Origin of the sequence: Candidatus Desulfosporosinus nitrosoreducens, assembly GCF_030954495.1 — a bacterium.
Classification (GTDB): domain Bacteria; phylum Bacillota; class Desulfitobacteriia; order Desulfitobacteriales; family Desulfitobacteriaceae; genus Desulfosporosinus; species Desulfosporosinus nitrosoreducens.
Genome location: NZ_JAVHUW010000029.1, coordinates 58,504 through 78,010, shown reverse-complemented (window position 1 = coordinate 78,010; position 19,507 = coordinate 58,504). Strand labels below are relative to the sequence as shown.

The 19,507-nt window shown below is 45.8% G+C and carries 19 protein-coding genes; all 19 read right to left on the bottom strand.

What is annotated here, in order from left to right; genetic code table 11:
* Positions 1 to 640: 640 nt before the first annotated feature.
* The 19 genes from lysS to REC12_RS04255 all read right to left on the bottom strand — a co-directional run bounded on the left by lysS (position 641) and on the right by REC12_RS04255 (position 19,311).
* Positions 641 to 2,131, bottom strand: a complete 1,491-nt coding sequence (gene lysS, locus REC12_RS04345) for a lysine--tRNA ligase (protein ID WP_308892585.1) — start codon at positions 2,129 to 2,131, stop codon at positions 641 to 643.
* 268 nt (positions 2,132 to 2,399) lie between these two features.
* Positions 2,400 to 2,870 carry a transcription elongation factor GreA gene (gene greA / locus REC12_RS04340; protein WP_308892584.1) on the bottom strand — a complete coding sequence of 157 codons (471 nt, stop codon included), beginning with the start codon at positions 2,868 to 2,870 and terminating at the stop codon, positions 2,400 to 2,402.
* A gap of 220 nt (positions 2,871 to 3,090) precedes the next feature.
* Positions 3,091 to 4,056 carry a tRNA dihydrouridine synthase DusB gene (dusB, locus tag REC12_RS04335; RefSeq protein ID WP_308892583.1) on the bottom strand — a complete coding sequence of 322 codons (966 nt, stop codon included), beginning with the start codon at positions 4,054 to 4,056 and terminating at the stop codon, positions 3,091 to 3,093.
* A gap of 17 nt (positions 4,057 to 4,073) precedes the next feature.
* Positions 4,074 to 4,841, bottom strand: a complete 768-nt coding sequence (locus tag REC12_RS04330; protein ID WP_308892582.1) for a type III pantothenate kinase — start codon at positions 4,839 to 4,841, stop codon at positions 4,074 to 4,076.
* A 31-nt stretch (positions 4,842 to 4,872) separates the two neighbouring features.
* On the bottom strand, positions 4,873 to 5,415 hold the full coding sequence (locus REC12_RS04325; RefSeq protein ID WP_308892581.1) for a biotin transporter BioY: 543 nt from the start codon (positions 5,413 to 5,415) through the stop codon (positions 4,873 to 4,875).
* 99 nt (positions 5,416 to 5,514) lie between these two features.
* On the bottom strand, positions 5,515 to 6,495 hold the full coding sequence (locus tag REC12_RS04320) for a biotin--[acetyl-CoA-carboxylase] ligase (RefSeq protein WP_308892580.1): 981 nt from the start codon (positions 6,493 to 6,495) through the stop codon (positions 5,515 to 5,517).
* Positions 6,496 to 6,631: 136 nt separating this feature from the next.
* Positions 6,632 to 7,015, bottom strand: a complete 384-nt coding sequence (panD, locus tag REC12_RS04315) for an aspartate 1-decarboxylase (RefSeq protein WP_308892579.1) — start codon at positions 7,013 to 7,015, stop codon at positions 6,632 to 6,634.
* Positions 7,008 to 7,865, bottom strand: coding sequence for a pantoate--beta-alanine ligase (gene panC / locus REC12_RS04310; protein WP_308892578.1), 858 nt, complete (start codon positions 7,863 to 7,865; stop codon positions 7,008 to 7,010). Before panC ends, panD begins: the two co-directional genes overlap by 8 nt.
* 128 nt (positions 7,866 to 7,993) lie before the next feature.
* Positions 7,994 to 8,875: a Rossmann-like and DUF2520 domain-containing protein gene (locus REC12_RS04305; protein ID WP_374214168.1), complete on the bottom strand. Its 882-nt coding sequence runs from the start codon at positions 8,873 to 8,875 to the stop codon at positions 7,994 to 7,996.
* A 214-nt stretch (positions 8,876 to 9,089) separates the two neighbouring features.
* Positions 9,090 to 9,551 (bottom strand): 2-amino-4-hydroxy-6-hydroxymethyldihydropteridine diphosphokinase, encoded by a 462-nt coding sequence (gene folK, locus REC12_RS04300; protein ID WP_308892576.1) that lies wholly within the window; start codon positions 9,549 to 9,551, stop codon positions 9,090 to 9,092.
* On the bottom strand, positions 9,548 to 9,925 hold the full coding sequence (folB, locus tag REC12_RS04295; RefSeq protein WP_308892575.1) for a dihydroneopterin aldolase: 378 nt from the start codon (positions 9,923 to 9,925) through the stop codon (positions 9,548 to 9,550). The genes folK and folB overlap by 4 nt, the downstream gene beginning before the upstream one ends.
* Complete coding sequence (gene folP / locus REC12_RS04290; RefSeq protein ID WP_308892574.1) at positions 9,912 to 11,126, bottom strand: dihydropteroate synthase; 1,215 nt, start codon at positions 11,124 to 11,126, stop codon at positions 9,912 to 9,914. The genes folB and folP overlap by 14 nt, the downstream gene beginning before the upstream one ends.
* Positions 11,127 to 11,145: 19 nt before the next feature.
* Positions 11,146 to 11,628 carry an HD domain-containing protein gene (locus REC12_RS04285; RefSeq protein WP_374214170.1) on the bottom strand — a complete coding sequence of 161 codons (483 nt, stop codon included), beginning with the start codon at positions 11,626 to 11,628 and terminating at the stop codon, positions 11,146 to 11,148.
* Positions 11,629 to 11,849: 221 nt separating this feature from the next.
* Positions 11,850 to 12,554, bottom strand: a complete 705-nt coding sequence (locus REC12_RS04280) for a DUF881 domain-containing protein (RefSeq protein WP_308892572.1) — start codon at positions 12,552 to 12,554, stop codon at positions 11,850 to 11,852.
* On the bottom strand, positions 12,554 to 13,264 hold the full coding sequence (locus REC12_RS04275) for a DUF881 domain-containing protein (RefSeq protein WP_308892571.1): 711 nt from the start codon (positions 13,262 to 13,264) through the stop codon (positions 12,554 to 12,556). The genes REC12_RS04280 and REC12_RS04275 overlap by 1 nt, the downstream gene beginning before the upstream one ends.
* Positions 13,265 to 13,329: 65 nt before the next feature.
* Positions 13,330 to 13,779: a nucleoside-diphosphate kinase gene (ndk, locus tag REC12_RS04270; RefSeq protein WP_308892570.1), complete on the bottom strand. Its 450-nt coding sequence runs from the start codon at positions 13,777 to 13,779 to the stop codon at positions 13,330 to 13,332.
* 26 nt (positions 13,780 to 13,805) lie between these two features.
* Positions 13,806 to 15,710 (bottom strand): ATP-dependent zinc metalloprotease FtsH, encoded by a 1,905-nt coding sequence (gene ftsH / locus REC12_RS04265; protein ID WP_308892569.1) that lies wholly within the window; start codon positions 15,708 to 15,710, stop codon positions 13,806 to 13,808.
* 79 nt (positions 15,711 to 15,789) lie between these two features.
* Entirely contained in the window at positions 15,790 to 17,244 is a 1,455-nt protein-coding gene (gene tilS / locus REC12_RS04260) for a tRNA lysidine(34) synthetase TilS (protein WP_308892568.1), read from the bottom strand.
* A 306-nt stretch (positions 17,245 to 17,550) separates the two neighbouring features.
* Positions 17,551 to 19,311 carry a formate--tetrahydrofolate ligase gene (locus REC12_RS04255; protein ID WP_308892567.1) on the bottom strand — a complete coding sequence of 587 codons (1,761 nt, stop codon included), beginning with the start codon at positions 19,309 to 19,311 and terminating at the stop codon, positions 17,551 to 17,553.
* Positions 19,312 to 19,507: the final 196 nt, after the last annotated feature.

Here is a 19,507-nt window from a genome sequence, read left to right as displayed (position 1 = left end):
CCAGGATCAAACTCTCCAAAAAAGCTATTTCACTTCTTCAGTAGAAGTTGATATCTTGCTCATGATTTCATGATTCTTTTTGGAACTCTTGCGAGTCCCTCTCATTGGCTGTCCTTGTTGTTTAGTTTTCAAAGACCATAGATGATAAGTGTCACTAGAGCCCGAGGACACTATCTTCGCACCCATCAACCTTTTTGCAGGGTAGCGGGGAAGCGACCAAAGACCATGGACAACGGCACATGAATGTGCCTGGTGTCAAATATGCCAAGAATGACATAATATTCAACCACATTAAGCGTCCAGTTCCCTCGAATCAGATTTACATTATAGCATTAATGACCCCCATCGGTCAATCGCTATTCTATTAATCCATTTCTCTAAACAATCCTTAGTTAAATCTTAACTGTGATTTTGTCGAGCGAACATTAGATACTATACCACATCAGGAGCCTCCAACTCAAATAGTCTAAATCAATATATTCTGGCGTTTATGATAAAGAACACCAATTATACTCCCGAATGCTCAAGATAAGTACACCTATCATTAATTTATACCTTTTTACTCTTTACTTTGCAAAGCTCTAACCTTTGCGAAGAGCAAGAGCCCGACTCAATGAGTCAGACTCTTGCTCCTAAACAATCATTCCTTGTTTTCTTCGTCTTGAACGTTCTCATCTCTCGGACGCATGGTCGGGAAAAGGATTACATCCCGTATGGAAGCGGAATCTGTTAATAGCATAACTAAGCGATCGATCCCTATCCCTAATCCTCCTGTTGGCGGAAGTCCATATTCCAATGCTTGTACAAAATCTTCATCCAAAATGTGAGCCTCGTCATCGCCCTTAGCCCTTTCTGCGGCTTGCGCCTCAAAGCGCTGTCTCTGGTCGATAGGATCGTTCAACTCGGAGAAGGCATTAGCCAGCTCGCGTCCGAATATGAAGGCTTCGAACCGATCCGTATATTCCGGATGCTCGGCGTTGCGCTTAGCCAGTGGGGAAATCTCAACCGGGTGACCTGTAATAAACGTCGGCTGAATCAGATTAGGCTCGACAAAGGCTTCAAAAAACTCGTTAATAATTTTTCCCCGCGACATATCCTCTGCAGCTTGAATTCCTTTTTCCTTGGCAATCTGACGTGCTTGCTCATCCGTTTCAATTGCCCGGAAATCAACGCCCGAATACTCCAAAATGCCTTCCAACATCGGGAGCCTGCGCCAGGGAGTTTTGAATTCTATTTGCTGTCCTTGATAGGTTATCTCTGTTTCACCGTGAACTTTCTTGACAATGTAGGCAATCATTTCTTCGGTTAATTCCATGATATCTTCATAATTTGCATAGGCCTGATAGAGCTCCATCATGGTGAACTCCGGATTATGCTTAATCGAAATTCCTTCATTCCTGAACGTTCGGCCAATTTCAAAAACTTTCTCAAAACCACCAACAATGAGCCGTTTTAAAGGCAACTCAAGAGCGATTCTTAAATAAAGATCCATGTCGAGGGTATTGTGATGGGTAATAAAGGGACGTGCCGCTGCCCCACCCGGTATGCTATGAAGGGTAGGTGTCTCTACTTCAAGAAACTCCCTCGCTTCAAGAAATTCTCTCATGCAATGAATAATTTTGCTGCGCATAACAAAGACTTTGCGCACATCCGGATTCATTACTAAATCCAAATACCGCTGTCGATATCGTATTTCTACATTCGTAAGGCCATGAAATTTTTCCGGAAGCGGTCTCATCGCTTTAGAAAGCAGTTTGACCATTCGGGCATGAAGAGAGATTTCCCCACGTTTTGTCCGGAAAACCATGCCTTCAATCCCAATAATATCTCCCACATCAAACTTGCTTATTAAATCAAAAAGAGCCTGACCCAAATCATCCCTGCGAATGTAAATCTGAATTCGTCCGCTGAAATCCTGAACATGGACGAAGATAACCTTTCCTTGATCTCTTTTACTCATAATCCGACCGGCAACGCTGACCTCTTGGCCCTCAAGTTCTGCGAAATGATCCAAAACATCTTGTGCTTTATGGGTACGAACATAACGATCCGCATAGGGTTCAAGATCAGCTTGACGTAAAAGGTCAAGCTTTTCTAAACGAATCTGCCAAAGGTCGCTAGTATTATCCATCTTTATTCCTCCATCATTTACTCTTATCTTATCAATTTTACCAAATATGGACACAGCTAAACAAGACGAATTAAGATTCTAGATTATTAAACTAACGCCCGGATATCGTTATTGAGCCATATTTACCATATTATGGGTGAATCAAACCCAATAAACAAAGTGCAGTATCTGCATCCAGTTACCCTGAGCAGAAACACTGCACTCTCAAAAATCTTATTCGTCTTCATTATCGGCAACAGAACATTCGGCTCCCAACAATAAAAACCTCCTACTTAATGTCCAAAATCTGATAGTGAAGAATCCCTGCCGGGACATTCACTTCCACAATTGATCCCTTTGTCTGACCTAGAACTGCTTTTCCTACAGGAGATTCGTTGGAGATTTTATTAGTACCAGGGTCCGCTTCCGCAGAACCAACGATATAATACTCTTCTTCATCTCCAAAGTCAACGTCTTTCAGAAGTACCTTTGCCCCCAAAGTTACAACATCCGTTCCTTCGACCTCGTCAATAACCCGTGCGTTCCTAAGCATTTTCTCAAGCGTAATAATTCGGCCCTCTATGAAAGCCTGATCATTCTTGGCATCATCGTACTCAGAGTTTTCACTAATATCTCCAAAGTCAATAGCTTGCTTAATACGCAAGGCAACTTCCCGCCGTTTTACAGTTTTGGACAGTTCTAATTCTTCCTCAAGTTTTTTGAGGCCTTCTAAGGTCAGAATGACTTCTTTTTCAGGCATAATTTCTCGCTCCCTTTTCTCGTCCTACGCATTGTGCTATTTATAGTATCATGCACTTTCTAACAGCCCTTTAGCGTACTTCATTTAAATCTAGGAACTCCTTGAGGGATTCCTCAATTACATTACTCGTTATTATAAGGACCTTGCAAAATATTGTCAAGGATACCGCTTTTCCACTAAGCGAGCAATGTTTCCATAGTTTTTCTCTCTTCGACAAAATCTATTCTTTGTTTGGCAATATTCGAGCCATGACAGCTCGCATTTCCTCAGGGGATCTTGTTTGCATAATCACATCCCTAAGTTGCGCTGCATTCCGGACCCCTTTGATATACCAAACCGCATGCTTTCTCATTTCGTTAAGACCGATATGCTCACCTTTATAGCGCAATATCCGATCAAAATGTTGCATGGCAACAAAAAGGCGTTCTTCAATTGACGGTTCCGGCAATATTGTGCCCTGCTCCAGGAAATACTGAGTACGCGGAATTAGCCACGGGTTGCCCAGCGCTCCGCGCCCAATCATTACCCCGTCACATCCTGTTTGTTCAATCATCTTGCGAGCATCTTCCGGGGCAAAAATATCTCCGTTCCCTATGACGGGAATTGTTACTTCACTCTTTACGTTTCGAATCCAGTTCCAATCGGCCTGGCCGGAGTAAAATTGTTCTCGCGTTCGGGCATGAAGAGTCAACATTTGAACTCCTGCTGCTTCAAGACGACGAGCAAGTTCGGGAGCTACAATCTCATCATTATTCCACCCAAGACGAATTTTTACAGTTACGGGAATGTCGACAGCTTTTACGACAGCCTCAGCAACCGCCTGAGCTCGAAGAAGATCCCTCAGCAGGGCTGAACCTTCGCCATTCTTAATGATTTTGGGAGCGGGGCACCCCATATTTATATCAATAGCGTTCGCGCCAGATCTTAGGGCTATTGACGCCGCCTGAGCCATAGTTTCCGGATCAGAGCCAAAAAGCTGTACAATCCTCGGCTCAGGCTCCCCGCTTAGATCTAGCATACTCAAAGTCTTGGAATTGTGATACGTTAAAGCCTTATCACTAATCATTTCCGTCCATACAGACTTTCCACCGAGAGAGCAAACTGTTTCTCGGAAGGCTTTATCTGTTACTCCTGCTAAAGGAGCCAAAAACACAGGAACCCCTAAGTCATAATTTCCTAGCTTCATGCCAATTCCTCGTCTAATTATTTCCGATTGCGTTCATAAATCAACAACAATCCTTCAAGGGTTAAAAACGGATCGACCGTTTCAATCATTTCGGATTCTTGCGAGATCATTTGGGCCAAGCCACCGGTCGCTACCACTTTTGTCTCAGCTCCCAGTTCCTCTTTCATGCGCTTAACAATCCCATCCACTTGGCCGGTGAAACCGTAATAAATTCCCGATTGCATTCCGGCAACCGTATTCTTGGCAATAACGGCGGTAGGTTTAACCATTTCGACCCGAGGCAGTTTGGAAGCGTGCAAAAACAAGGCCTCAGTGGATATACCAATCCCCGGAACAATCGCTCCTCCCAAATATTCCCCGCGCTTGGAAACGGCACAAAAGGTTGTCGCCGTACCAAAATCCACGATCACCAGCGGCCCGCCATATTTGGCATAGGCAGCTACGGCATTCACAATCCGGTCGGCTCCAACCTCTCTTGGGTTATCATAGATAATTGGCATGCCCGTCTTTACCCCGGGCCCAACAACAAGAGGCTCCACCCCAAAATACTTGCGGGCAAGAGTTTCTAACGTAGGCATTACCGGAGGAACCACCGATGAAATGACAACGGCAGTGATTTCCTGAAAGATTAAACCGCTGAAATCAAAGAGATTTTTAATAACAACCGCATACTCATCAACTGTACGGGATTTGTCTGTAGACACTCTCCAGTGATGAGACAATGTCCTTTCATCATAAACGCCCAGCACAATATTTGTATTACCTACATCAAATAACAGAATCATATTACCGCTCCTTTGGCCTCGGCCAAATTTTTTAGGTTGCTTGCCGCCGTCGAACGACTTCATGTCCAACCCAAACTGCAATGCCGGCCTTAATCAAATCTCCCAAGAACAACAAGGGAACAAAACCGATGGTCAAGACACCTGCTACGCTCGTTGATTGATGCAATACCCAGTGTAAAATCATATAGAGATAGCTTAACCCAAAGAGATATAGAATGACAAGTCCGCATAATACTCCCACAATCCCTCGCCAAAGGCTTCCTTCACGGTAAATACGCCCCGTAACATAAGCGGCGGCGACATAACCAAGCAGGAACCCAAAGGTCGGCTTTAATATATAGCCGAATCCTCCAAAAGGAGCCGAGGCAAAAACCGGTAATCCGAACAGTCCCAATACCAAATACACCAACATAGCCATAGCGGCATACTCCGCTCCAAGAACAAGCCCAGAAAGGTAGACGAAAACAGGTAAAATACTAAAAGGAACCAAAGCGGGTGCCCAGTGAATCAACATACCGGTTAAACACATTAAAGCTGCGAAAACAGAAGACATGGCCAACCTTCGTACATTCATAAATCTCATCCTCCATTGTAAACTTCTTATCTATTATAAGTTTACAATAAGAATACTTGACTTGCAATGAATTTAGAATCTTTACATCTCAAGCCGTGTCTAGAAATATTGACCGGATGCAGCTCGCAGCTGAACTTCTCCGGCGGAAAAGCACATAGTACCCTGTTCTGTATTTAAAAGCAGCTCTCCATCCTGAGAGATGCCCTTAAACACTCCGTGAAATATTTGCTCTCCCCGCAGAACTTTCACCTCTGAACCCAAGCCTACGGCTCGTGCCGTCCAATTTAAGCACAATTCCTTAAATAGATTCTTTTCCAGAGCTATAACCTGATTCTCTAAATGCCTTAAAATGGTGGCCGTTAATTTATTTAAATCTACTTCATAGCCCAAAATGTCTTGGAGGGTTATAGGCTTCAAAGCTAAGCCCAATCTTTCGCGCGTGAAGTTGGCGTTAAGGCCGATTCCTAAAATTAATGTTTGCACACTATTCCATTCCCCAACAACTTCCCCGAGTATTCCCGCAAGTTTTTGGCCATTATAAATAAGGTCATTGGGCCATTTAATCCCGACCCGCAATTGATAAAGTTCCGCCAGGGCATCCACAATAGCCACGCTCGCAGCGAGGGTTACTTTAGAGGCGTCCGCTAAGGACAGATTGGGGCGAAGGATTACAGACATCCATAATCCGCCTTCGGGAGACTCCCATCCCCTCTGCATTCTCCCCCGTCCGGCCCGCTGGCGTTTAGCCAAAATAACTTCCCCGTGAATTCCACCCTCACGAGCTAATTCTTTCGCCTTAATATTGGTTGAGGTCAATTCGTCCTCCAGAATAATGGCATGCCCGAGGGCGCAAGTATCTAACATTTGCCGAATAACCCATTCATTGAGCGAAAGGGGAGTTTTGATCAGGCGATAACCCCTATTGGTGTGCGCCTCTATTTCGAACCCTTCTTCTTTCAGCAATTTAATTTGTTTCCACACGGAGGCTCTAGTTACATTTAATTGCTGACTGATTTTTTCACCCGACACGTACTCTCCAGGTAGAGAGGCGAGGAGATGAAGTATGTCTTGACGTGCCATTAAGATTTCTCTCCCAACATGATCTTGTTAAGAGCTAAATTCTAAAAAACAGCTCTTTTAGTAGTATAGTCCATATCCCCACTCTCGCAAACTATAGCCATCCTCTTTGGGAGAAAGCCTTCAGCTCTGATCCTGATCAGGATTTTTGGCCATGAACTTCTTCTGTCTCAATCTTTACCGATTGATTATTTTCATTGACAAAAATAACCCTCGGCTTGTATAAATGCGCCGCCTCATCCGTCAGCACGGCATAAGAAATAATGATGACCTGGTCTCCCACTTGCACCTGACGAGCAGCCGCGCCATTGAGGCAGATCACTCCGGAATGAGGTTCTCCGGGAATGACGTAAGTTTCAAATCTTGCCCCATTATTATTATTTACAATCTGTACTTTCTCGTTGGGCAAGATATCCGCCTGTTCCATCAAAACGGAATCAATCGTTATGCTTCCCACATATTGGAGATTAGCTTCCGTCACCAACGCTCTATGAATTTTTGATTTCATCATCATTCTATACATCGGGTTCAACCTCCACCACTTTATTATCAATCAAACGCGTTGAGCCAAATCTAACAGCAAGGGCTATCAGCACCGGTCTCTCGATGTTCACTACGTCCGATAAATCATCCGCATCCCTTACTTCTATGTAATCAACAAGCCCCTGGCTTTCCCTGCTGATGGTCTTGCGAATAAACTCTTCAATCTCCCGGGCCGAACGCTCTCCATTTTTAATCAGACCCTCCGCTTCTCTCAGACTCCGCGACAAAATTAAGGCCTCTTGGCGTTGCTCCGCTGACAAAAAGACATTGCGCGAGCTTAACGCCAGCCCATCCTCTTCACGTACGATCGGTACTCCTCTCACCTCAAGCGGAAGATTCAAATCGCTGACCATACGTCGAATAATCAAGTACTGCTGATAATCCTTTTGCCCAAAGAAAGCGATATCGGGTTGAACAATATGGAACAATTTACTGACCACGGTAGTTACACCGCGAAAATGTCCGGGCCGATTCGCTCCGCATAACACCTTGTCGAGCTGACTCACTTCAACAAAGGTAACCATCGGCTGCGGGTACATTTCCTCAACACTTGGATGAAATAAAAGATCAACTCCCGCCTCTTCTACCAAGCGGGCATCTCTCTCCAAATCTCTCGGATAGCGGGCGTAGTCCTCATTAGGGCCAAATTGTAATGGGTTAACAAATATGCTCACTACAACGTAAGCTCCCGTTTGTTTCGCGTTCTCAATGAGCGTTAAATGACCTCTATGCAAATACCCCATAGTAGGTACGAGGGCAATAGCCTTGCCCAACCTTTTTTTCTCCGCAACAAGTTTACGAAGTTCGGTGATATTAGCAGTTCTTTGCAAGTTTTGTTCCACCTTTCTTTACTCTAATTTACTCCAATTTGAAATTAGCCTGAACTTGGCACAAATTTAACGTCAGCCGTCTTTTCCCCTGTTTGACACTGTTTCGGCCAACCTACTCTTACATGGCCCTACATGGGTTTACCAAGCAAAAACTTCAATTGATTTAACTCCTCTGACGGATAGGTCAAGCCCTGCTGGGCTTTTTTGTTTTCTCCAAGCTCAAGAGCTTTTAATCCTAAACCCCTATAAATCTCTATAAGCTTTGAGGGCATATGTTCCAAATGTCCTTGAACAACTTGGGCATCCCCGCGGGCAATCGGACCGGTCAAAGCCTGAGGAATCCCTACTTCCTCCAGATTATAGAGTGTCCCTCTCATCAGAGGAAGCAAGGAAGCTAATGCCTCCGTTCTTTCAATTCCAGCTTCGGCAAAAAGCTCCACAGCCAATGAAGCAAGAACTACTAAATAGTTTGAAGCCACAACCGCTCCGGCATGATAAAGTGACTTTTGAGACGCTAAGATATGATGGGGAACCCCTCCCAGGTCTTTCACGATACCCTCTCCGAATTCTTGATCGTCTCCCTCAATCCCAAAATGCGTCCCTGGGAGAATCGCCAAAGCCTTCTCCACGCTGGCAAAGGCTTGCAGAGGGTGCAAGGAAAGGCAACGCACAGGCAGGTTGTCTTTAACCCGCAAAACATGCGAAGGAAGGGAACCTGAACAATGAATCCAGACTTGCTCCGGCTTGATTAAGGGCTTCAGGCTGAGACTTTCAGCCACCGTTCGAATCATGTCATCCTGTGTGGTTATAAACAAACCATCTGCAACCGAGACAAGTTCATCCAAAGCGAGATGGTCCTTAGCTAAATAACGGCAAAAACGTTCATAGGAAAGGCGGCTCCGTGTATGAACTCCAATACATTCGTGCCCTGTTTCTTCCAAGCGAACTGCTAAAGCTGTGCCTACAATCCCCGCTCCAATTATTCCAAACTTCATTTTTCCGACCTCCACTTTAGAGAAAACGTTATCAACACACTATCTTGGTGGATTCACCCATAAAAAAATGCCTCCACGAACGTGAAGGCCCTCCATCTACCCTCCGTCTCGGTCTTGTTGATCCAAGCGGTGCTATTCATAGTATTCATTCCAGCATACTTAAGGTTTTTCACCCAAACAGTACAACTCTCACGATATCGTCTGTCAACCGGTGTCCTATTCTTATGAATTACAAAGGAACCACTTTACCTTCCCCCAAAACCGCGTTGATCAGCCGTCCCGAGGGTAAAATAAGATTTGGGGCAATCTCGCGTAATGGAGCGAGCACAAACTCCCGCTCTTCCAGGTAAGGATGAGGTAACTTTAATTCAGGGGATTCACTCACTTCATTATCGTAAATAAGAAGGTCAATGTCAATCGTCCTCGAACCCCAATGCTCTTTGCGCACTCGACCTAATTGCTGCTCAATCTCCTGACAAACATGAAGCAGCTCCAATGGAGCAAGAGATGTCTCAATTTCGATCACCTGATTCCAGTACATAGGTTGTTCCTGAACTCCCCAGGGTTCTGTTTCATAGATTCGAGAAACTGCAACAACGGTAATTGTTGAACGTCTCAAGGAAGCGACAGCCTCACTTAAATAAAAGGCGCGATTCCCCAGATTGCTGCCCAAACCTAAAAACGCTCTCATGGTTTTCCTCCCGTCTCACGCCATATCTCCACAGAAATATCTCGAAAGATACCTGCTATAGGAGCTTGTGGTTTATGGACCTCCACTCGAACAGAGGTACAGACAAACTGCTTTAGAATAGTTTGGGCAATTCTCTCCGCCAGATGTTCTATTAATTGATACTTATCTTCGTTAACACATATCTTTACCGCCTGATAAACTTCACCATAATGAATGGTATCTTCAACTTGGTCCGAAATACCCGCCCGGCTCAGGTCCGCAAAAAGATCCATGTCGATGATAAACTTTTGTCCAAGAACCTGTTCTTCCTGCAGAGCTCCGTGATAAGCATAGAACTCCAGGCCGCGAAGGTGAATAACATCACGCCCCGACATAATGGGTTCCTCTCTGTTCCCGCACAATGGCATCCGCCATCTGCACCGCCCTGCGATTTTCACGGACGTCATGAACACGTATAATATCCACTCCGGCAGCCGCCCCTAGAACACTCGTCGCCAAAGTTCCTTCCAGGCGATCTTCTACATTTAAATTCAAAGTCTTTCCAATCATTGATTTGCGTGATGTCCCTAACAACACAGGATGTCCTAAAGACTTAAATTCTGCCAGGCGAGACATAACCTCAAGGTTCTGCTCCAAGGTTTTGCCAAAGCCGATCCCAGGATCTACTATGATTTGGTCTCCTGCCAGGCCATGAGCTTCAGCCAATTCAATACTCTGCCTTAAAAAGGTTAGAATGTCTCCCAGCAAACATTGATAGTCTGTGCCAATTTGATTATGCATAACAACAACAGGTACTCCGTATTCACCAACGACCCTCGCCATGTCAGGATCTTTTTGCAGTCCCCACACATCATTAATGATGTGCGCGCCGGCTTCAAGCGCCTTGGCCGCAACATTTGCTTTATACGTATCAATAGAAAGAGGCACGTTGACGCGTTCCAATAAGGCCTTCACAATAGGTTCCAAGCGCTGCCACTCTTCCTCGGCACTGACCTCAAAATGCCCTGGCCGGGTAGATTCGGCTCCTATGTCCAGGATATCCGCCCCTTCTTCGACTAACCGCTCCGCTTGAGCCAGTGCAGCTTCGAGATTAAAAAACCTTCCTCCATCTGAAAAGGAATCAGGAGTTATATTTAATATTCCCATGATCAATGTCCGCTCACCAAGCCGCAAGTCTTTCCCTCGACAGGATAAGATTCGAGGTTTAGGCGACTCAAGGGCAGAGAGCAACAGTTTTAAATCATGGCCGAGTTGCTTTATGCCAAAGGGCTGGGCCAAAATTTTAGCAGAAAGATGTTCAAGCTGCCGGACCGTACCTAACAGCATAACATCCGTAGTTTCTACCTTGTTTACAATAACATCTCGATGCACCGCCGCATCCCCACCTAGCGAAAGCATCTCCTGTTTAAGAATGTGAGCAACACGCAAAGGCACTTGCTCCAATTTTATCCCCCGTCCCAATCCCTTTCCTGCCATATGGGCAATACCTCCGGGATCGGCGCCAATTTTAGTCAAAGCCATTTTAGCTTCAATTAAATTATTAAAGGCAACCCAGCGCATACCATATTTTTGCATTGCATTGACCCCCCCCCATTTAATACATAATCTCCCGCATCGTATGATTAAATTTATAGCATTGACTTTGGACTCCACAATTGCGACAATCCCTCGCCCAATCATCAGCTAAGGCCAAGGCTTTACCCAGCGGGGTTAGCTCTCCGGCCGAGTGACAGCGATGTTCGCGTATTCCCCTTAAAATCAAATCGATTTCCTCAGAATTAAACTTACACTCTTTTAATAAAGGAAGCGCCAACCTAGCACCTGCTTCAGCATGATCCTCACCGGTCTGATATTCGACCCACCGTCCTATGTCATGAAGGAAAGCGGCGGCATAAACTATTTCCTTAGAGAGAACCTCAATTCCCTGCTCTAAAAGATAAGCATAAGCGATACGCGCAACATTCAAGCCGTGCTCAAAGCCATGTTTGCAGAAATAACGGCTCTTTTCCAGTTGATTAGTCATCTCCAAATAAGAGATATAATCTTTATGATCTAAGAGCTTATTTACGCGAGCCATTGAAGGAAAAATAGCAACCACTCCCCGCCTGAAGCCTGATTTCGACATTTCACCTTAATCTTAACAGAAAGAAAGCCTCGGGAATCACCCAAGGCCCTGCTTCCGCTTGCACCGTCCATGACAGTCCGCGCCCTTGATCAAATTATCCCAATAATATTTTAAATTCGCTAAACTTGGCAAATTCCCTTCTTTAAAACTCGAGAAATCTTAAAATTCGGATATTATTCGGCGGCTACAGGCTTTGCATATTTAAAAGTATAGGCTCCCTTAAAAGAAGGAATGCTCAAAGTTTTTCGGGTAATACTCACAGTCTGTCCATTTTGCTTTAAGGCAGGAGCTTCTAATTTAGAAAAATAGTCCAATAGGGTATCTTGATCTCCGATGGCATCCAGTTCATAGGGAATCCCTTCTACCCGGTTAATCGGCACTCCGTTCACTAAAATCGTCGAATTCCCGCTCAGTACAACTGCCGTCGTACTGACAATTCGCTGACCATTTAGGCTGATTGCCTCAGCTCCTGCAAATTTCAAGGTATTGATCATCCGGGCAATATCATCCGTACTCAAAGGGAAAAGAACTTTTTTACTTCGGTCGTCAATACTAATCTGTATTCCAGGTCCCTCCACCGCCTGGGTTCCCTCAAGGATCTGAAGCTGCTGTAATTGATCCAGTAATTGAGGATCTGTTCCTACCTTTTTTCGTGCGGCATCTAACTGGTCTAATAAAGTACGATGTATTTCCTGAAGCCTGGCATTCTGGGCCTGGGAATTAGCTAAAACAGATTTCATCTGATTTAAGCGTTCCGCACTAATTTGCTCGGCAGCCGAAACATTTTTTTGAGTTTGAACCTGCAGCGATATCAGAATACCCAAAGCAATAGCTACTAAGGTAACAGGTAAGGCTAGACTTCTTTTCCAACGCTGCATTATGTTCCCTCCTTGACCGGTTGAGCGTAATGATACCCTCGCAATGTCCCGGCAGGAATCGTCGCTTTCTCGATAATCTCAAGCTTACGCGTAATTCCATATTGTTGCTGAAAATCGCCCAGCTTATCCCAGCCATAAAACTTGAGTGCCGCTGTCAAATTATTTTTATCCCCGATCGCTTCTATGATATAAGGGGGCATCTGACGAGTACCGTTAACTTGAATGAATGATCCTCCACAAAACACTTCAGTATTCGTAGTCACTCGCTGTCCATTAACGTCAATAGCCTCCGCTCCCCCGTTCCAAAGAGCGTTAAAAATCTCGCGAATGTACTGTTCATGGATAAAATAACTGTTGGGATCGTCTTGCCCCTGAGCCACACGTTTGGAATCATCGAGGGTTATGCGTATTCCCGGGCCCGACACTGCCACAACACCCGCATTCATTTCAGCCTCTTGCAGTTGTTGGTTCGCTAACGTCGCGGCACTTTGCCCTTGAGCATATTTAGCCAACTCTTGCTGCAGCTTATCGTTTTCATCAGAAATTTGCTGGTTTTCTTGTTCTGTTTGAATCAAACTCGGCACGGCCGTCTCCTGATGAAATGTCTGATTGCCGGCAACCCCTTGAGCCTTGAGCAACATGACAAAGAGAAAACCGATCAACACGGAGCCTAAACCTAATAAAGACCGTTCCCTTTTCTCCAACTGCATTTTTAACACCCCCAAACAAGCCGAATTTTTAAAAAGGACACCCCTGAGGGCGTCCTTATTTTGCGCTATTCACTCAACCATTCTTCGCCAGCCTTGGCATAGTCGGCAAGTTCTTCAGGTTTAAAATAGAGGGCGATCTCCCGCTCAGCACTCGCTGCGGAATCCGAACCGTGAATCACGTTGCGGCTAATGTCCATCCCATATTTTCCTCGAATTGATCCCGGATTAGCATTGGCCGGGTTTGTTGCCCCCATTAATTCCCTGGCTAAAGCGACAACATTTTTTCCCTGCCAAACCATAGCCACTACAGGAGAAGACATAATATACGTTACGGTCGGCTCAAAAAACCCTTTGCCTTTATGTTCCGCATAATGAGCCTCAGCTAAAGAACGATCCACTTGAACCAGTTTTAAGCCGACAAGCTTAAAGCCTTTGTCTTCGAAATGAGCAATGATTTTCCCAACCAATCCTCTCTGAACCGCATCCGGCTTAAGCATTAAAAATGTTTTTTCCATAGATAATCTCCCCTCATCAGTCATCTTTATTCAATCTTATTTAATTCCTCGTCAAGAGTCTGAGTTGACAGATGCTCTTCTTTTTTCTCTAAATTTACGATCGGCTCCGAAGCTTCTTCGCCGGCCGGCTTGTCAAATTTAGCCATTAAAGCGGCAAAACTGTTAACATCCAGTGTCTCATGCTCCATTAAGGCTTCGGCAATAGCCTGCAGCTTGTCGAGATTTTGCCGAATCAAAGTTTGAGCTTTCTGATAGCAATCGTCGATAATACGGCGGGCCTCTTTGTCAATGGCATAGGCCACAGTATCACTGTAACTGCGGTCACGGGAAATATCTCTGCCCAAAAAGACCTGTTCTTCTTTATGTCCAAACGTCAGGGGACCTAATTCCTCAGACATTCCTAATTCGGTAATCATTTTGCGGACAATACCGGTGGCCCGTTCTAAGTCGTTGGAGGCCCCGGTGCTGATTTCGTGCAATACCACCGATTCGGAGACCCGTCCGCCCAACAGCATGGTGACCTGATCGAGCAGCTGGGATTTTGTCATATAATTGCGATCTTCTTTAGGCAGAAGCAAAGTATATCCTCCAGCTCTGCCGCGCGGAATAATTGACACTTTGTGCAAGGGGTCCGTATGAGTCAGCAGCTCTCCCAGTAAAGCGTGTCCCGCTTCGTGATAGGATACAAGCTTTCTTTCAAAAGGACTAATAACGCGTGTTTTCTTCTCCGGTCCGGCAATGACTCGTTCAATTGATTCTTCCATAGTTTGCTGACGAATTTGTGTTTCTCCTCTGCGAGCGGAAAGGAGCGCTGCTTCATTAATTAAATTGGCTATATCCGCTCCTGTAAAGCCGGCAGTCCGCCGCGCTATTACCCCAAGATCAACATCTTTAGTTATCGGCTTGCCTTTGGCATGAACTTTCAAAATTTCTTCACGGCCTTTAACGTCCGGCACATCAACAATCACTTGTCTGTCAAAACGCCCCGGGCGCAACAGTGCGGGATCAAGGACATCCGCCCTGTTCGTAGCCGCGATAATAATTACGCCATCGTTGCCGTTAAATCCATCCATCTCCACAAGAAGCTGGTTTAAAGTTTGCTCGCGTTCGTCATGACCGCCGCCCAGACCTGCGCCCCGTTGCCGCCCAACAGCGTCAATTTCGTCGATAAACACAATGCAGGGTGCGCTCTTCTTAGCCTGCTCAAACAAATCCCGGACCCGCGAAGCGCCAACACCAACGAACATCTCTACGAAATCCGAACCGCTAATGCTAAAAAAAGGTACACCGGCCTCTCCTGAAACCGCACGCGCCAATAAGGTTTTACCTGTTCCGGGAGGGCCGAACAGTAAAACCCCTGTAGGAATTTTAGCTCCTAATTCATTAAATTTTTTAGGAAACTTCAGAAATTCAACGACCTCTTGGAGCTCTTCTTTGACCTCATCCGCACCGGCAACATCCGCAAAGGTCACCTTTTTCTTGTCTTCTCCGACAAGACGGGCCTTACTTTTGCCAAACTGCATGACCCGGTTTCCGCCGCCTTGGCTTTGCTGCATCATAAAGAAGAACAAGCCTACGATGATCAGAGTCGGGAGGAGTGTAGACAACAAGCCAACCCACCAAGGTGACTCCGGCGGCACTGAATAAGTAATGGGAAGCCCATGAGATAATAAATCTGCTGAAAGCTGCGGATCGTTTGCCAGACCAATCACTTCGTGCTTGGTATCGTCTTTCAAGGTGACTGTGTACTTAATCGTATTGCTTTCTATAACACCCGAAACATCTTTAACCTGGTTTTCCGCAACTGCTTTTTTAAAGGAGTTGTAGTCCATTCCCACGTCTTTGTTCACGGGAGGGGCCGACCATTTAATCAACACAATTGCCATAAGAATGATTAGCACATAAATTGTTGCGTTCTTAAAGACCTTCAAATATGGTCCTCCTCTCTAGTTGGCAAATCGCCTCATTAAACTAAGCAATTCCACATATTATACCATGCAGAATTTTGTTTTACAATGAATTCAGATTATAATGCCCAGTTTGTGGCTTAATAACACAAAATGCCTTTGGGGAATTTGGTTCAGCCTGACAGAGTCCACTCCGGCAAAGACCGGGAATCCAGAGCACCTCATTTCCGGAGGCAATCAGCAGGTATCGGCTTCTTTCCGCAGCAGGGATCTTCGCTTCTTGAAATACTTTTTTCAAAGACTTATGCCCAACGCCCTGAAACCAGATTTTGTCCCCTTCCCGCCGGGTTCGACACACCAAAGACCCTTGAGTCCGGGCCAAAAAATCCTTACTGAAAACAGCCACTGCATACCCCGGGCCGTCCAACGCCGCAGCGGAGGAGGCAACATCTTCCTCTGTGAGCAGAGCGACCTCTACTCCAAGACCGGAAATCTTATGCTGACTTCCCAAGACCAAAGGGATATCCAGACAGGAAGGCTTCGCCGTATCCGCAACGAGCGACCCCCCAGCACAGGCTTCCCGCTTTTGAGGTTTACTGAACCAAATACCCTCTTCCGTAATTCTCACACTGAGTCCCGGCAGGTCTTGCTTCCATCCAGGCTTTCCCTGAGAGGCCATGATCTTAGTAACGTAAGTATAACCTAACCCTCTTCGTTCCTGATTGACAAGCATTGCCGCCCGCCTCAACAAGCGGGAAAGAATAGCGGCGGGTTCTTTAAATACCTCTCCCTTTAAACCAACGGATTGATCTTGTCCTTTTAGAAAAAAGAGATTCCAAGCCGTTTCCATCTGCTGTACTAAATAATCCTCATCCCAGCGCAGGAGTTCTCCCATTCGTCCTAAAACCTCCTGGAGCCGGGGATTGTAATCCCGTTCTAGTGTCGGTATTAATTGCAGGCGAATTCGATTCCTGACGTAAACGGGTTGCTCATTGGACGCGTCGATAGCGTAGGGTAACTTTTCCTGCTCACAGTATTGGAATATATCCGCTTTGGTAAACGTCAGCAAAGGCCGGATAATAGAATCTTTAGACGGATATATGCCCGCTAAACCTGCAGTCCCGCTCCCTCTCAATAAGCGATAGAGGATAGTTTCCGCTTGATCACCCAAATGATGGGCTGTAGCCAGATGGGTACAGCCCTCTTCGCACATATCTTCCTGCCACCGAGCGTAGCGCCATTCTCTCGCCGCCTCTTGAAAGGATTGCCCTGTGGCTTTGGCATAACCTTTAGCATCAAAGCGATGAATACGGCAGGGTACCTTCCAGGACTCTGCCATCTGCTGAACAAGTTTTACTTCCTGATCGGACTCTTTCCTGGCGCCATGATGGACATGCGTTATAACCAGAGAAATTTCCCTGGCAGGATCTTCGCGCATATATCGCCATAGGATATGAGCTAAAGCCATAGAATCCGGCCCCCCGGAGACAGCGACCATTATTTTGGCATGCCTTGGAACCAAACCCGGTAATATGTCAGTACGCAACCTTTCGAACATCTTCGACTCTCCACTCTCTTATCAAGGAACAGTTTTTAAACACTAACATCCTAACCTTAACATTCTCTCCGAATAAACACAATGCCATACTTAACGGAATTTTCATTTAGCGAAAACATAAGCTTCACAAAATAATTTAATCCCAGCTATAATCAGGTACTTTTCATTAATTAAAAAAAACAAGTATAGCGTTTATGAACTTTCGCTTTTTAGAGCAGGCAGAAAGCGTATTTTTCGTAAGAAAAAAGGCCCCGATTTCTCGGGGCCCGATACATCCTGAAGCCTCTATAGTTATACCTCTTGTTTTTAGAACAAGCCGCTAACTTTACCCGTTTTGGTGTCAACGTCAATTCTTCTGTAAGCAGGATCAGAACTTGTGCCAGGCATTAAGGTAATTGTCCCGGCCATCGGGCAAAGGAACTTCGCACCGCCGTACACTAAAATGTCACGGATCGGCAATCTCCAACCTGTCGGAACCCCTTTCAACGCCGGATCATGCGATAAACTCAAGTGGGTTTTCACCATCATCGTAGCGAAATCGGCGTAATGCGGATCGGATTCAAACTTAATAGCCTTAGCTTCTGCCTCAGGGGACCAATCGACACCGTCTGCCCCGTAAACTTCCTTGGCGATAAGCTCAACACGTTGACGAAGGGGGGTTTCCAGCGGATAGAGGCATTTAAATTCGGATTTTTCCTGGCAAGCATCCATAACTGCGTCTGCCAATTCCAGTGCGCCCTCGCCGCCATACAGCCAGTGATTGGAGTAAGCGCAACGGGCCCCAGCCTCTTTGACAATCTTCTTAACCAAGTTAATTTCCGCCTCGGTATCGGTATAGAAGCCATTTACGCAGACAACCGGTACAATTCCGGACTTTTTAACGGTTTTAAGGTGATGCAGCAGATTGGCGCAGCCTTTTTCCACGAGCTCAAGGTTTTCCTTGACATACTCTTCGGGAATCGGACGGCCTGGTACCACGGCAGGTCCGCCGCCGTGCATTTTTAAAGCCCTGATTGTGGCCACGAGAACGGAAACATTCGGTTTCAAGCCACCCAAACGCGCTTTAACATTCCAGAATTTCTCAAAGCCGATATCCGCGGCAAAACCACTTTCCGTAACGTGATAATCGAACATTTTAAGACCCAGACGGTCCGCAATAATCGAAGACTGACCAATGGCGATATTGGCAAACGGACCGGCATGAACCATAACCGGCTGACCCTCGGCGGTATAACAAATTGTCGGGTTAATCGTGTTACGCATCCAAGCGGTCATTGCGCCGTCAACTTCCAGATCCTTGGTGGTAACCGGTTCGCCTTTCCTGTTATAGGCGACGATAATCTTGCCGATCCGCTCTCTCAAATCCGGCAAATCTTTGGCAATTGCCAGAATGGCCATTAACTCGGAACTTACTGCAATCCCAAACCTAGATTGCATTTGAAAGCCGTCTTTTTTACCGCCAATACCGATGATAATATTCCTTAACCCCTGAGCTGCAAAATCAATAATCCAGCCCATTTCAACGTTCTTGGGGTCTATGTCTAAGCGCTTTAGGCCCCGTTTGGCCAGCTCTTCGTCCGTGTAATTGGCCTCATGCTGCATCCGGGCATTAAGAGCAACCATAGCCAGATTATGCGCATTCATAATATCATTAATATCTCCCGTTAAACCAAGCGAAAACTCCGTCATCGGAATCAACAGCGCGTTGCCGCCGCCGGCAGCCGTACCTTTGATATTCATCGTTGGTCCGCCGGAGGGTTGACGGATTGCTCCTCCAACATTGACCCCTCTCTTGGCAAGCCCCTCAATTAATCCCAGGGAAGTCGTTGTTTTTCCCTCACCAAGCGGCGTTGGGGTAATAGCCGTTACTTCAATATAATAGCCATCCGGCTTATCTTTGAGGCGCTCCATCATTTTTAGGAAGTCAACTTTCGGGGTTTTCCCGTAAGGAATCAATTCATCTTTCTTAAGTGACAATTTTTCTACTAATTCATCAACAGTGGGCATGGTTTTTTCGGCCTCTTCGGCAATTTGCCAGTCTTTGAGTTTGGTTGCATCCCAAGCCATAAATAAATCCGCTCCCTTAATTTTATTTCTTCTCTGGCTAATCAGGCACAGAAAGCTTTACCAGTCCCCAGTATCACCCCGGTATGTTTTCAGAAAACAAGTACCTCTCATTCAACAATCGGTTGAATTTAGCATATCTATAATAAGTTGTGGTAGAGGAAGACGACTTGTGGTACCAAGGCCGTTGATAAAGACA